We start from the raw sequence: 13,338 nt of genomic DNA, 5'->3' as shown, positions 1-13,338 counted from the left end.
CGGCGGCGGGCGGCGGCGCAACGACGGCGGCAGCGGCAGCGGCCGTTGGCGCCGGGCTGGGGGTGGCATCCCCGGTCAGGGGCGCGCTGCTGGGCGCCTTGTTCTGCAGCCAGGCCGGCGGCGTCCAGCCTGAGGCGCCGGTGGTGAGGGTCACGCCCGCCGCGAGCAGGGCGGCGGCCGTGGCGGTCAGTGCGGTCTTGGCGGTACGGGTCATCGTCATCACTCCTCATGCGGGCTGCGGTGCAGCCGGTGCCGGGCACTCTAGACAGCGAGGGTGAGGGCTTGGTGAGGCGAAGGTGAGGTGAAAGTTAAGACCACGCTGCGAAGCCTGGTGGCCGAGCGCGTCGCGACCCTGGCGGTCCGACCCTGTCGGACAAGCCGCTTGCATGCCGAAGGCAGGGCTCAGCCCGGGCAGCGCTTCAAGGCGGACGGTGCCAACGGGAAGCGCTTTGCAAGCTGGTCCTCAAGCGGGCGCCAGTTCAGGTTCACCAGGGGTGGCGAGCCCGGCGTGAGGAACAGCAGGAAGGGCGAGCCATCGGGCAAGTCGGCAAGCACCTCGAGGGTTCCCGGCGCGGCGCGGCCGCCGGAACTCGGCTCGACCAAGAGCTTCGTGTAGCGTTGGCTGTGCCCGTCGTTGACGAAGCGAAGGCGCTCTGCGTGGATCATCAGCAAGGGCCCGCTGCTGCAAGCCTTCTCGTCGCGCACCCACGTGCCGTGAAAGGACGCCGGGATCCCCGCGGCCGCGGCCAGTGCCGGCACGGCGAGCAGCGCGAGAGCTGCAACGCTGCGCTTCGAGGGTGCGCGGGACGACGCGGCTGCGGGCTTCATCTCGGTGGCTCGGCAGCAGAGCAATGTGCCAACGTGGTCGGAAGCAGTAGTCATCGCATCACAGGCGGGGTGCCTGGCCTTGTCCTTCGCGCTTGCGGACAGCCTCGGATCGCAGCTTGTCGACCCAGGCCTGGCGGGCACGCTGGGTGGCGACGATGGCGCCCACGTCGTACATGCCGCCGGTGTACAGGCTGACCGGATCCACGGCGGTGTAGTACATGAAGGTGCCGCAACTGGTCAGATCGGCGGGGAGCGTGTAGAAGCCGCCGGGTTGCTGTTGTTGCGCTTCGAGCAGGCCGACGGCTTGGTCGAGGGTCTTGTGACCCGAGGTCACCTGCGGGAACTCGCCGAAGTTGACCTGGCCGCCACTCCTGGTCCGGACGCACGAGGGCTTGCCATTGGCTTCCCAGTAGGGCATGCCGTTGCTCCACTGGGCCGTGGGCGGACCGTACTTTGCCTGCAGGCTCTGCAGGAACTGCCCGCGGGTCACCGGGTTGGGCAGGTTGCCTTCGTTCCTGGCGATTGCGATCACCCGCGCCGGCCCATCCGGGCCGGAAAACCACACCTTGATCGGCGTCCACTGCGCCAAGCGGACCACCCGGATCTCCATGCTGCTCAGGAAGGCAGGCGTCCGATGCGAATTGAGGCCGTCGCTGTAGTTGTAGCTGCTGTTGGACGCGCTGATCTTGCCCTTCGGATCGTAGGCAACCAAGGCAGCTTTCACTTCCGCTTCGGTCATGCCGAGCTTGACGCCTGCCATGTCCCAGTCCGGCGCTGCCAAGCTGGGGCTCGCAGCGGTACACAGCACAAGCACCGCCGCGGCGGTGGCCCGGGACGAGATGGGGGCGAAGGCATCTGGATTCATGGTCCAACTCCTGATGTGTGGGGCCGCCATGAGGATTCCATTCAATCGGCAGCCGCGAGCCGCAGCGTATATGTACCTCCCCGGCGCCCGCTACTCCCATTTGGGAATCCGGGGCGCCGCTCGATCTCGGTGTGTTGCCGGCGGCGCGGAACAGCGCTTGGGGTCTTCGCTTGGTCCGCATCGGGCTGGCGACTATCCTCCCGTCGAGCACTTCGGGAGCACCCCATGGCCGCGGCGGCGTTGCAGCGCGTGTACGACGATATGGTGGACGCCGTGTACCGCGCGGCGGCCGCACCGCACGACTGGCGCGAGGTGATGGACCTGATGCGGCGTGCCTTTCCGTCGAACGCACAGACCTTCTACCTGCTCGAATGCAGCCGACGCAAGGTGCGCCCGATCTGCCTCGATGGCGTGCAGCCGGCCTGGTTGGCGTCCTTCGACGCGCTGTACTTCGCCCCCGACAACCCATGGATGCGGGTCAGCGAGCGGCTGCACCGACCCGGCATGGTCCGCACCAACGAACGCCTGGACGCCTTTCTCGGCGAACGCGACGCGCTGATGCGCAGCCAGTACTTCAATGATTGGATGCGGCCGCAGGGCTTCCGACACACGCTGGGCAACACGGTGCTCGCCCAGGGCGGCACGGTGGCCAACGTGACCTTGATGCGTCCGCCGGACATGCCCAGCTTCAGCGCGGCCGAGGTTCGTTGCTTCGAACGTCTGACACACCATCTCAGACGCTCGCTTTCGCTGGCGCTGGCCCTGGGTTCGCGGCCCGACGGTGCCCAAGCGGCGGCGTGGCAACAACTGCCGCAACCTGCTGCCCTGTTGGCCGGACGGCTTCGCGTTGTGGCCGCCAATGCCGCGATGGAGGCCTTTCTGCAGGCCGACGGTCCACTCGTCTGGCGTGCAGGACGTCTGGTCGCACGCGACGCGCGGGTGCAAGAACGGCTCGAGGCCGGTGTGGCGGCCTTGTTGATGCACCCCGCGGACAGCCGGCCCGATCCGCTGTGGCTGCCCCCGCATCGCGGGTCGGAGGGGAACACCCTGCAGATGCTGCCGTTCACGCTGCCGGCCAGCCCGTTCGTACCCACCGAGAGGCGTGTGATGGTGCTTCTGGACGGTGCGGCTGATCGACCGAAGGACCACGCAGCGTCGCTTCTGCAGCACCGTGGTTGCACGGCTTCAGAAGCCCGCCTCGCAGTGCTGCTGGCGCGCGGGCACACGCTGCGCCAGGCGGCCGAGGAGATGGGCATCCAATACGAATCGGCGCGCGCCTACCTCAAGCGTGTCTTTGCGAAGCTTGATGTCCACACGCAGGGCCAACTCGTCTCTTTGCTGCTGCGCGGCGGCCCGCCACACACTTGTGCGCCGTCGGTCGACCCGAGACGGGTTCTGGGGCGCGCTTGAGCGGCAGCGTCGAACGCTCCGGTGGCCGGAGCGTCGCGGCATGCCCACCGTCCTGTGCCGGCGGCCTTGGGCAGGTTTGGCACGGTTGCCAAGGTCATCCGGGCGCTGCTCAAGCCACCCACGCCACCACCGGCCCCCCATCGTCAATCCGCGCATGCACCGCCGGCTGAAAACCCGCAGCCTGCAGGGCAGCCAGTGCCGCTCGCGCGTCATCACGCACAGCCAAAGCCCGCCGCTCCGCCTCTTCGCCCAGGAAGGACAGATACACCGTCTGCCGCGGCAGCAGTGCCGCCAGGTGGCTGCGCCAGTCGGCGCCGAAGCGCGCCTCGGCTTGCCCCGGGTCACCCGGGTAGAAGCGCGCACCCAGGGCCTGCCAGAAGGGCGAGCGGCCCTGCGCGTCCAGCCAGCCCGGCAGCTCGGCCACCAGTGCGGGGCCGAAGTCGCCCGGCCGCTCGCGCAGCTGGGCTTGCGCGGCAGCAATCAGTGCTGACAAGGCCGCCACCTGATCGGCCTCGCTCAAGGCCGGCGCGGTGCGCAGCTCGGCCAGCTCGGCGCTGCCGGTGTGGTCGTTGCCCAGCAGCAGCGTCGCCTGCACGCGGAACAGGCCCAGCTCGGCAGCGGCATGCACCACGCGGCCGAGGCGGAAGTGGTAGCGCGGCAGCGTCAGGCCCAGGCGCGGCACCAGCAGCAGCGAGGCGCTGCCATCGTCCAGCGCCAGCCGCAGGCCGCCGGGTTCGTCCGTCAGCAGCACATGGCTCATGGGGCCATCTCCGTTTGCAAGGGCGTCATGACCAGCCTTTCACCGGGATGGGCGCCCACGCGGGCGGCGGTGCCGGCGTCCACCTCGTTGCCCACCTCCGCGAGGACGGCGCGGAAACGCGCGCGTTCGGTGCAGGCCAGCAGCGCCCACTCGCGGCCGCGGGCATCGGCCTCGGCCGCCACGACCACCTCGCGCGCCAGCCGCACGCTGCGCAGCGAGGCCAGCGGCGCGTCCACCGTTGGCCCGCCGTCGAAGATGTCGACATAGCTGTCGGCGTCGAAGCCCTCGTCCTGCAGCACCGAGAACGGCAGCTCGCCCACCGGGTGCAGCTGGCCCAGCGCCCATTGCGCGGCCTCGGGCAGCAGGGCCACGTAGATGGGCGAGGGCGGCATCAGGTCGGCGATGAAGGCCTTGCTGCGGCCGCCGACGATGAGCTCGGCCTGCGGATAGTCCATGCCGAAGAAGCGCCGGCCGACGGCGTCCCAGAACGGGCTCTGGCCGGCGGCGTCGGTGATGCCGGGGCTCTCGGCCGCGATGCGCTCGGAGAAGCGCTCGGCATGCGCCCGGATGAACAGCAGCCGCGCGCGCGACAGCAGCTGGGCGGCGGGGCCGTGTTCGTAGCCGGGGTCGAGGTAGAACGACGTCAGCAGCGTGGCGCCGGTCAGGTCGTGGCACAGGTGCAGGGTGTGCATGCGCTGCGACACGCCCAGCGCCGCGCTCGCATGCACGACGAACTCGTTGCGATAGCTGTAGAAGCGGTCGAAGAAGCCGGCGCTGGCGGCAATGCCCGAGCAGCCGACGACGCGGCCGGCGGCCAGGTCTTCCAGCACGAAGAGATAGGTCTCCTCGCCGCTGGCGTCGTCCAGGCTGGCAAAGGCCTGCAGGGAAGCGGCGATGCGCGCGGCCAGCTTGGCCGCGTCGTTGGGCAGGGAGCTGATGCCGTCGGCGCTGGCCGCCGCCATGCGCACGAGCGCGGGCAGGTCGGCCTCGGCCACGGGGCGCAGCAGCAGGTGGTTCATGGGGGGTCTCCGGGAGTGGGCGCAGGGCGCCAGGCCAGCGCGCGGCGGCTGCGTTCGTCGCGCGGGGTGTGGCCGAAATGGTTCTTGTAGGCGTTGGAGAAATGCGGGCCCGACGAGAAGCCGCAGCTCAGGCCGATCTGCAGGATGGACTGTGAGCTTTGCTGCAGCAGGCGCTGCGCGCGCGCCAGCCGCAGGGCCAGGTAGTGGCGCGAGGGCAGGGTGTCCAGGTGCTGCTTGAACAGGCGCTCCAGCTGGCGGCGCGACACGCCCACCAGCGTGGCGACTTCTTCGGTCGGCAGCGGCTCGCCGAGGTTGGCCTCCATCAGCGCCAGCGCCTCGGCCAGCTTGGGGCTGCCGGCGCCGCGACGCTCGCTGTAGCCGGCGCGCTGGCGTTCGTCGCGTGGGCGCAGGCCGTTGAGGCCCAGCAGTTGCGCCAGCTCCTGGCCGACGCGCTCGCCGTGCTGGCTGGCCAGCCAGGCGCCGCACAGGTCCACGCTGGCCAGGCCGGCGGCGGCGGACAGGCGCAGGCCGTCGGCGCTGATCTCCCACAGGCCGTTGGCCCAGGCGACGCGGGGGTGGGCCTCGGCCAGGCTGTCCAGCAGTGCCCAGTCTGCACAGGCGCGCTGGCCGTCGAGCAGGCCGCAGGCGGCGAGCTGGGCGGCGCCGGCGTCGATGCCGCCGAGCACCACGCCGTCGGCCGCCCAGCGCTTGAGGCGTGCGGCGAGGGCGGGGTCGCAGGGGGCGGTGTCGGCCGTGATGAGGATGACGGCGTGCCAGTCGGCGTCCGGTGGCAGCGCGGCGGTGTGCAGCAGTGCGCCGTTGCCGGCTGCGACCGGGCCGCCGGCGACTGACAGGCATTCGCCTTGCCATACCACCTCGGCCTGCAGCTCGTTGGCGGCGCCCAGGCTGTCGAGCACGCCAGCCAGCGCCAGCATGGAGAAGCCTGGGAGCGGCAGCAGGGCGACTCGGCGGCGTGCGGGTTCGGCGTGGATCACGGTTGATGTTCCGTGAGTGGCTTGACGCCGAGGCCCATGCCGGGACGTCGCCCCGGCAGGGCGAACTCCCGGCATGGGCCTAGCCAGCAACGAACCACCACGAGCAACATCACGCCATTGTGCTCACTGCCAGCCCATCAACGCCGCCACCGCCAGCAGCCCCAGCGCCATCGCCAGATAGATCGCCTGCAACGGCAGCATCCACTTCACCCACTGCCCGAACGGCACCCCGGCCAAAGCCAGCACGCCGACGGTGATGCCGGACGTGGGAATGATGGGCGTCGTCAGCTCGCCGAATTGAAACGCCAGTACCGCCGTCTGCCGGGTCACGCCCACCAAATCAGCCAGCGGCGCCATGATGGGCATGGTCAGCGCGGCCTGGCCGGTGCCGGAGTGGATGAAGAAGTTGATGACCGACTGGATGACGAACATCTTCTGCGCCGAGAACACCGGCGAGCTGCTTTCCACCAGCGGTGCCAGCGCATGCAGCATGGTGTCGATGATCTGGCCGTCGCGCATCAGGATGACGGTGGCCTTGGCCAGCGCGATGACCAGGGCCGTGCCGACCAGGTCGCGCGCGCCGTGCAGGAAGGCGGCCATGAACTCGTCGGCCGTCAGCCGCGCGACGAAGCCCACGGTGACGGCCATGACGAGGAAGAGCGCCGCGATCTCCTCGATGTACCAGCCGTACTGGACCACGCCGACGATCATCACCCCCAGCGTGGCCGCAAACAGCCACAGCACCGCGCGGTGCCGGCCGGTCATGCCGGCGAAGTTCTCGAAGCCCGCCATGTCCAGCGTCTTGCGGCGCTCCTGGTCCATGGCGTAGGTGGGGCTGAGCGTCGGGTCACGGCGGATGCGCGCGGCCCACCACATCAGGAAGCCCACCGTCAGTGAGGTCGCAATCGCCCAGCAGATGGCGCGAAAGCCGATGCCGGAGAACAGCGGCACGCCGGCAATGCCTTGCGCCACGCCGACGTTGAAGGGGTTGAGGAAGGCGGTGGCAAAACCCACCTGCGAGCCGACGAAGGGAATCGCCACGCCGGTCAGCGTGTCCAGCCGCAACGCCAGCGCCAGCGGGATGAAGATCAGCACGAAGGGAATGGCTTCCTCGGCCATGCCGAAGGTGGCGCCGCCCAGCGAGAACAGCGTGACGAAGACCGGGATGACCATGGCCCTCACCACGGCCGAGCGGGTGTGGGCGCGGGCGACCGACTTGATCATCGCGTCGATGGCCGCGGTCTTCTGCAGCACCGCGAAGGCGCCGCCGACGATGAGCACGAAGCCGATGATCAGCGCCGCCTCGACAAAGCCCTTGATCGGCGAGGTCAGCAGCGCCACCAGCCCTTGCGGCCTGGCCTCCACCACGTGATAGCTGCCGGCGACGATGACGTTCTTGCCGTCGACGAGCTGGGTGTCGAACTTGCCGCCGGGCACGATCCAGGTGGCCGCGGCGATCAGTGCCAGCAGGACGACCAGCAGCACATAGGTGTTGGGGAGCTTGAGTTTCATGGCGAGAGCAGGGGGCCGGTGCGGTAGGCCGTCGCGCCGGCAATCTTGGCCAGGCGCATGCCGCGGGTGGCGAAGCGGCGCGCCGTGCGGGCGAAGCAGCGGCCGGCGGCGCGTGCATGCAGCGGCGTGCGCGTGTCGGTCAGCGGGCAGATGATTTCGACCACCAACTCGCCGGCCTCGACCCAGTCGCCGGGCTGCTTGGCGAAGACGAGGATGCCGCTCGACGGCGCCATCAGGGGCTCCACGCCCTCCAGCGGCGTCGGCTCGCAGCCAGGCGGCGCGGGCGGTGGCGTGCCGTGGACATGGCCGAGATGGCGCAGGAAGGCCAGCAGCGCATCGGCGTCCTGCTCGGCGAGTTCATGCGTCACCTCGGTCTCGCCGCGCAGCTCGACGGTCGCGGCCAGGCAGGCATTGGCGTCGATTGGAAAGCGGCCCTCGAAATGCGCGGCCAGCTCCCACCAGGTGCGCGAGGCCGTCTCGTCGAAGGGGTCGTCGCCCGAGACCTCGCTGTAGAGCAGGGCCTGCGCGCCGAGGTAGCCGGCCAGCGGCGCGAAGGCGGCCGTCTGCGGCGTGCCGGTGTAGAGGTGCATGACGGCCTGGCTGTCGCAGTGCAGGTCCAGCACCAGGTCGGCGTCCGCCGCCAGCGTCTGCAGCAGCTGCTTGAGCGCGTGGGCTTCGTGGGTGGGCTGCACCTGGGCCAGCAGTTGCAGGCAGGCCGCGCGGATGACGCGGGTGTTGGCGGCGCTGTCCGCGCCGAGCTGCGGCTCGACGAGGGAGATCAACGCCGCAGTCAGGTGCCTGAACTGGCGGTTGAAGTTCAGGCCGGTGCCCATGTCGAAGCGGCCGAAGGCCGAGCCCTGGATGTCCTGGGCCAGGCCGATGGGATTGGCCATGGGCACGAGGACGATCTCGCCGGCAATCGCGCCTGCGGCATCGAGCGCGCTCAGGCGCTCGATGAGGGCCTGCGCCACCAGCATGGGCGGCACTTCGTCGGCATGCAGGGCCGCATGGATATACGCCTTGCGGCCGGAGTCGCCGGTGCCGAAGTGCAGGCTGCGCAGGCGGCGCTGCGTGCCGGCACTGGCGGGCGGCAGGTCGTGGAAAAGGGTTTGCATGGTCAGCTCAAAAATGCAACCACTGAGGCACGGAGAAGGGCAAGCCTTGAATTCACTCCGTGCTTCTGTGTCTCTGTGGTTGCCCTTGGGTTGCTTGTCAGTGGGCAACGAGAGGGGTGAACAGCGGCTGCGCCATGCGCACCGGGATGACATCGAGCCGCGCTTTCAGCACCGTGTAGTCCTCACCGCCCAAAGCCCCGCTGAACCAGCCGACCAGGCCCGGGCCCTTGTAGAGGCGGAACTCGAAGCCCAGGTCGGGCGCGCTGTCGCCCGGGCGCGGCTTGGCGCGATAGGCCAGGCCGCGCACCTCGGGCAGCGGGCTGTCCAGCAGCTGGGCCATCGCGGTCGTGATGGTCGAGTCGCCGAGGATGTCGAGGAAATAGCCGTCGCTTTGCAGATAGGGCTTGTAGTCGCTCGCCGCGGGGTCGATCTTGGCCTCGCGCAGCTTGTGGGGCGCGGGCGTGGTGATGCCGGTCCTGAGGTCGTGGCGGTCGCCGCGGTCCAGGTAGCTCAGCAGCGCGCCGCGCAGGTTGAAGGCGGCAAGCTTGGGGTCCGATGTGGCCTCGGACAGATCCACCAGCAGGGCGCCGCGCGCGCCAATGACTTCAACATCGCTGCCCTTGACGACGATGGCCGAGTTCTCCTCGACACCGATGCCGAGCTTGTAGTTGAAGGCCCGCATCGCCGGCAGCATGCGGCCGATGCGGCCGCGCTTGAGGAAGTGCTGGTCGATGAAGAGGTCGGGCCCGACCAGCCCCAAGCCGCGGTCGTACTCGCGCCGCTCGCGCCACTGGCCCTTGAGGATCTGCATGTTGTCCTGCGCGTCGCGGAACATCATGCGGCTCATGATGGCCGCGCCGGCGCTGGTGCCGGCCACGACGCCACCGCCGTCGAAGACCTGGCGGATGGCCTTGAGCATGGCGGTGGGCTTGCCGCCCGGCTGCAGCGTGTCGACGATCAGCTCCTGCGCGCCACCGGAGAAAAACACGGCCTTGGCGGAGGCCACTTTGGCGAGCAGCGTCGGGTCGTTGAGGTTGGCCTTCAGGTCCACGCCTGCCAGGCGCGGCGCGACGGGGATGTGTTCGGCCTGGGCGCCACGGCGGTTCAGCGCGGCGACGATCTGGCCGGCGCTGCGCTCGGGGTTGGCCGCGGCGGTGGCGAACACGGCGATGCGCGCGCCGGCGCCGCCGGCCTCGTCGACGATGCGCTGCCAGACGGCGTCGTTGTCGGTCTTCAGGGCGCCACCGATGACGATGGCCGTGCCGGCATGGGCCGCGCTGCCGCACCACAGCGCACAAAGCATGAATCGGGTCAGGAGTCTCATGCAGCCATGTTGGCAGTGCCCCGCCGCGGCAGCCAGCGGGTTGGGCCCCAAACCATGGCATCGCGCACCACCAACGCAATTGCATGTCGCTTCTCGGCAAGCGGTGTTGCGGGGTCGCTTCTGACGCTTGCCGAGAAGCGACGCGCATTTGCATGCAAGCGACCGGCGCGCCAAAACCCCATAGGCAACACATCGGCAGCCTCCCTAACCTGAGGGCATCCGCTCCACCCAGTCACCACACGAGGCCCTATGACTTCAGCTCCCTCCTTCGCACGGCACGCGCTGGCCCACGCCGCGTTGCTCTGTCTCATCGCGCTGCCGGCGCAGGCTCAGGAACAGAAGCTCGAGCGCGTCGAGATCACCGGCTCCAGCATCAAGCGCATCGACGGTGAGGCCGTGCTGCCGGTGGACGTCGTCAAGCGTGGCGACATCGACAAGATCGGGGTCACGACGGCGGCCGAGCTGCTGCAGAAGATCACCTCCAACGTCGGCGGCCTGACCGACGGCGCCAGCATCACCGACCAGTCCGGCGCCCAGCGCGGCTTCAACGCCGCCAACCTGCGCGGCCTGGGGGTGTCCAGCACGCTGGTGCTGCTCAATGGCCGCCGCCTGGCCAACTTCGCCAGCCCCGGCGACAACGCCGGCGTGGACCTGAACAACATCCCGGCCGGTGCCATCCAGCGCGTGGAAGTGCTCAAGGACGGTGCCTCTGCCATCTATGGCACCGACGCCATGGGCGGCGTCATCAACTTCATCACGCGCAAGGACTACCAGGGCGTCGACCTCAGCACCTATGCGTCGCGCACCGAGGAAGGCGGCGCGGGCAAGCAGACCTTCAGCATCTCGGCCGGCTTCGGCAACCTGGCCAAGGACCGCTTCAACGTCTTCGGCGCACTGGACGTGCAGAAGCTCGACCCGCTGGACGCCAGCCAGCGTCGCTTCATCCGCGAATACAGCCTGCCGACCCGGCTGCCGCCGCAGACCTCCAGCAACAGCTTTCCCGCAAACGTCGACCTGACTGCGGCCCAGCTGAGCCAGCTCAACAACTTCGTGCTGGCCAACCCCAACATGGCGCTCAAGGGCACCAACGCCAACGGCACCTGGAACCCTGGCGGCGTCAACTCCGGCTCGCGCCGCGTCAACTTCGGCAAGTCGTCCTGCACCGGCGGGGTCAACCCGAACTCGGTGCAGCCGCTGGGGCTGGGCGGCCGTGAGGGCTGCTCCTACGACTACGTCGCCGGCTCCGAGATCTACCCGGCCTCCGACAAGGCCAGCGTGGTCGGCCGCGTGACCCTGCAACTGGCGGAAGACCACCAGTTGTTCGCCGAAGGTTTGCTCGCCACGACCGACACCGACTACTCGGCCTCGCCCGCGACGGCGCGCTTGCGCGCCGCCTCCGGCATCACGCTGCCGGCGTCCTTGCAGGCCGTCACCGGCGTCACCGGTACGGTGGACTTCCGCTTCCGCCTCGACGATGCCGGCAAGCGCACCAGCCGTGTCGAGAGCAAGGCCGCCCGCCTGGTGGTCGGCGCCGTTGGCCGCTTCGGCGACTGGGACTACGACGCCGCGGTGAACCACAGCGTCAACAAGGCCACCGACACCAACCTGGACGGCTGGGTCTCACTGACCAAGCTGGAGTCCGGCATCCGCGCCGGCCAGTACAACCCCTTCGTGCGCGCCGCCGATCCCACCGTCGGCCGCGCCTTCATGAACAGCATCAAGCTCAACGGTGCCGCCCGCATCGCCGAGGGCAGCTCCACCAGCCTGGACGGCAAACTGACCCGCTCGCTGGCCGAGCTGGCCGGCGGCGACCTGATGCTGGCCGTGGGCGCCGAGCGTCGCCGCGAGCAGGTCAAGTTCAGCGCCACCGACGTGCTCAAGGGCAACGACGTCAACAACGACCGCTCCAGCTCCGGCCCGCTGCTGGCCGACACCAGCCATTCGCGCAACGTGACCGGCGTGTTCGCCGAACTCAGCGCGCCGTTCAGCAAGCAGTGGGAAGGCCAGTTCGCGCTGCGCCATGACCGCTACGACGGCATCCATGACAAGGCCACCAACAGCATGTCGCCGAGCCTGAGCACCACCAATCCCAAGCTGGGCCTGAGCTACCGCCCCACCCGGACCATGCTGGCGCGCGCCTCCTACGGCACGGGCTTCCGCGCCCCCACCGTCTCGGAACTGTTCCGCCCGCTGCGCAGCGGCATCACCGCCAGCTTCGTGCGCGACCCCATCTCCGGCGAAGTCGCCCAGATGCCGGTGGACCGCTACTCCAACCCCAACCTCAAGCCCGAGAAGTCCAAGCAGTTCAACATCGGCCTGGTGTTCGAACCCACGCGCAGCTGGAACGGCAGCGTCGACTACTGGGCCATCCGCAAGAGCGACATCATCTCGGACATCGGCGAGGAAACCATCTTCACGACGCCACTCATCTACAACGACCCGGCCATCGTGAAGCGCTTCTCCGACGGCTTCGTCGACACCGTCGTCGTCAAGAAGGAGAACCGCGGCCGGCTCAACACCAGCGGCCTGGACCTGTCGCTGTCGTGGCGCGGCGAGGGCACCTCCTTCGGCCGCTTCGGCGCCAGCCTGTCCGGCACCCTGATCACCGAGTACAAGTTCAACACCGACCCGCGCTCGCCGCTGGTCGATGGCCTGGCCAAGTTCCGCGACGACAAGGCCGTACAACGCTGGCGCCACAAGCTGAGCGTGGACTGGGACATGGGCCCCTACGGCCTGACCGTGGCGAACAGCTACATGTCCGGCTACCGCGACCAGAACACGCCCGGCCTGGCCGCGCCGGAGTGGAACGACCGCGAGGTCAAGCCCTACTCGCTGTGGGATCTGACCGGCAGCTACCGCATCACCGAGAGCCTGCGCCTGCGTGCCGGCGTGCTGAACATCGCCGACACCGCGCCGCCGTTCACCAACCAGTCGCGCTACTTCCAGGTCACCTGGGACCCGACATACGGCGACCCGCGCGGCCGCAGCTACTTCGCCAGCCTGAGCTACCAGTTCCGCTGATCGACAGGGAAGAGGATCTCGGCGCGCAAGCCGCCGAGATGCGAAGGCGCCAGCACCACGCTGGCGCCTTTTTGCTTGGCCGCCGCGCGCACGATGGCCAGGCCCAGGCCGCTGCCTTCCACGGCCGTGCCTTCGCCGCGCTGGAAGCGGTCGAAGACGCGCTCGCGCTGCTCGGCCGGGATGCCCGGGCCGTCATCGTCCACGCGCAGCAGCGGGGCGCCGGCGGGGCCACGCAGGGCGCTCACCTGCACCTTGCGGGCGCCGTACTTCACCGCGTTGTCGATGAGGTTGCGGAAGGCGCCGCGCAAGGCCTGCGCATCCCCGGTCAGCGGCAGCGGATCGGGCGCGGTCAGCGTCAGCGCCACGCCGGCCCTGGCGGCCAGCGGCTGCACCTCGGCCACCGCCTGGGCCGCCAGCTCGGCCAGGTCCAGCGGCTGTTCCACCGCAGCAGCGCCCGGTTCGGCGCGCGCCAGGGCCAGCAGCTGCTCC

At 69.6% G+C, this 13,338-nt stretch carries 11 protein-coding genes and 1 pseudogene; 2 read left to right on the top strand and 10 right to left on the bottom strand.

Annotated features, from left to right (window positions below; genetic code table 11):
• The 3 genes and pseudogenes from ACT6S0_RS22625 to ACT6S0_RS22615 form a co-directional block, all read right to left on the bottom strand.
• Positions 1–220, bottom strand: a pseudogene (locus tag ACT6S0_RS22625) (PhaM family polyhydroxyalkanoate granule multifunctional regulatory protein); the annotation flags it as partial.
• Between the two features lie 182 nt (positions 221–402).
• Positions 403–828: a hypothetical protein gene (locus ACT6S0_RS22620; protein ID WP_444766028.1), complete on the bottom strand. Its 426-nt coding sequence runs from the start codon at positions 826–828 to the stop codon at positions 403–405.
• Positions 829–886: 58 nt separating this feature from the next.
• Positions 887–1,693, bottom strand: a complete 807-nt coding sequence (locus tag ACT6S0_RS22615; protein WP_444766027.1) for a hypothetical protein — start codon at positions 1,691–1,693, stop codon at positions 887–889.
• A gap of 225 nt (positions 1,694–1,918) precedes the next feature.
• On the opposite strand from ACT6S0_RS22615, the gene ACT6S0_RS22610 reads away from it, so the two are divergent.
• Positions 1,919–3,103 carry a helix-turn-helix transcriptional regulator gene (locus ACT6S0_RS22610; RefSeq protein ID WP_444766026.1) on the top strand — a complete coding sequence of 395 codons (1,185 nt, stop codon included), beginning with the start codon at positions 1,919–1,921 and terminating at the stop codon, positions 3,101–3,103.
• Positions 3,104–3,212: 109 nt separating this feature from the next.
• Here ACT6S0_RS22610 and ACT6S0_RS22605 read toward each other — a convergent pair whose 3' ends face one another.
• From ACT6S0_RS22605 to ACT6S0_RS22580, 6 genes are all read right to left on the bottom strand, one after another.
• Positions 3,213–3,863 (bottom strand): arginine N-succinyltransferase, encoded by a 651-nt coding sequence (locus tag ACT6S0_RS22605; RefSeq protein WP_444766025.1) that lies wholly within the window; start codon positions 3,861–3,863, stop codon positions 3,213–3,215.
• Positions 3,860–4,882 (bottom strand): arginine N-succinyltransferase, encoded by a 1,023-nt coding sequence (locus ACT6S0_RS22600; protein WP_444766024.1) that lies wholly within the window; start codon positions 4,880–4,882, stop codon positions 3,860–3,862. The genes ACT6S0_RS22605 and ACT6S0_RS22600 overlap by 4 nt, the downstream gene beginning before the upstream one ends.
• Positions 4,879–5,877: a GlxA family transcriptional regulator gene (locus ACT6S0_RS22595; protein WP_444766023.1), complete on the bottom strand. Its 999-nt coding sequence runs from the start codon at positions 5,875–5,877 to the stop codon at positions 4,879–4,881. Before ACT6S0_RS22595 ends, ACT6S0_RS22600 begins: the two co-directional genes overlap by 4 nt.
• Positions 5,878–6,000: 123 nt before the next feature.
• The gene (locus ACT6S0_RS22590; protein ID WP_444766022.1) at positions 6,001–7,389 is read right to left on the bottom strand and encodes a YfcC family protein; all 1,389 of its coding nucleotides are present in this window, start codon (positions 7,387–7,389) and stop codon (positions 6,001–6,003) included.
• Positions 7,386–8,504, bottom strand: a complete 1,119-nt coding sequence (locus ACT6S0_RS22585; protein WP_444766021.1) for a succinylglutamate desuccinylase/aspartoacylase family protein — start codon at positions 8,502–8,504, stop codon at positions 7,386–7,388. The genes ACT6S0_RS22590 and ACT6S0_RS22585 overlap by 4 nt, the downstream gene beginning before the upstream one ends.
• Before the next feature lie 97 nt (positions 8,505–8,601).
• Positions 8,602–9,828: a cyanophycinase gene (locus tag ACT6S0_RS22580; RefSeq protein WP_444766020.1), complete on the bottom strand. Its 1,227-nt coding sequence runs from the start codon at positions 9,826–9,828 to the stop codon at positions 8,602–8,604.
• Positions 9,829–10,077: 249 nt separating this feature from the next.
• On the opposite strand from ACT6S0_RS22580, the gene ACT6S0_RS22575 reads away from it, so the two are divergent.
• Positions 10,078–12,849, top strand: a complete 2,772-nt coding sequence (locus ACT6S0_RS22575; protein WP_444766019.1) for a TonB-dependent receptor — start codon at positions 10,078–10,080, stop codon at positions 12,847–12,849.
• Here the strand turns inward: ACT6S0_RS22575 and ACT6S0_RS22570 are convergent.
• Positions 12,834–13,338 (bottom strand): sensor histidine kinase (locus ACT6S0_RS22570; RefSeq protein ID WP_444766018.1); only part of this gene is annotated, 505 nt, incomplete at its 5' end. The two genes, ACT6S0_RS22575 and ACT6S0_RS22570, sit on opposite strands and share 16 nt — an antisense overlap.

Origin of the sequence: Roseateles sp. (assembly GCF_052436255.1) — a bacterium.
GTDB lineage: Bacteria > Pseudomonadota > Gammaproteobacteria > Burkholderiales > Burkholderiaceae_C > Pelomonas.
The sequence above is the reverse complement of the archived record's forward strand: the minus strand, read 5'-3'. Positions and strand labels throughout refer to the sequence as shown.

Coding starts and splice junctions, on each gene's coding strand:
- ACT6S0_RS22620 (WP_444766028.1), bottom strand. CDS start 828: ATGAAGCCCGCAGCCGCGTCGTCCCGCGCACCCTCGAAGCGCAGCGTT.
- ACT6S0_RS22615 (WP_444766027.1), bottom strand. CDS start 1,693: ATGAATCCAGATGCCTTCGCCCCCATCTCGTCCCGGGCCACCGCCGCG.
- ACT6S0_RS22610 (WP_444766026.1), top strand. CDS start 1,919: ATGGCCGCGGCGGCGTTGCAGCGCGTGTACGACGATATGGTGGACGCC.
- ACT6S0_RS22605 (WP_444766025.1), bottom strand. CDS start 3,863: ATGAGCCATGTGCTGCTGACGGACGAACCCGGCGGCCTGCGGCTGGCG.
- ACT6S0_RS22600 (WP_444766024.1), bottom strand. CDS start 4,882: ATGAACCACCTGCTGCTGCGCCCCGTGGCCGAGGCCGACCTGCCCGCG.
- ACT6S0_RS22590 (WP_444766022.1), bottom strand. CDS start 7,389: ATGAAACTCAAGCTCCCCAACACCTATGTGCTGCTGGTCGTCCTGCTG.
- ACT6S0_RS22585 (WP_444766021.1), bottom strand. CDS start 8,504: ATGCAAACCCTTTTCCACGACCTGCCGCCCGCCAGTGCCGGCACGCAG.
- ACT6S0_RS22580 (WP_444766020.1), bottom strand. CDS start 9,828: ATGAGACTCCTGACCCGATTCATGCTTTGTGCGCTGTGGTGCGGCAGC.
- ACT6S0_RS22575 (WP_444766019.1), top strand. CDS start 10,078: ATGACTTCAGCTCCCTCCTTCGCACGGCACGCGCTGGCCCACGCCGCG.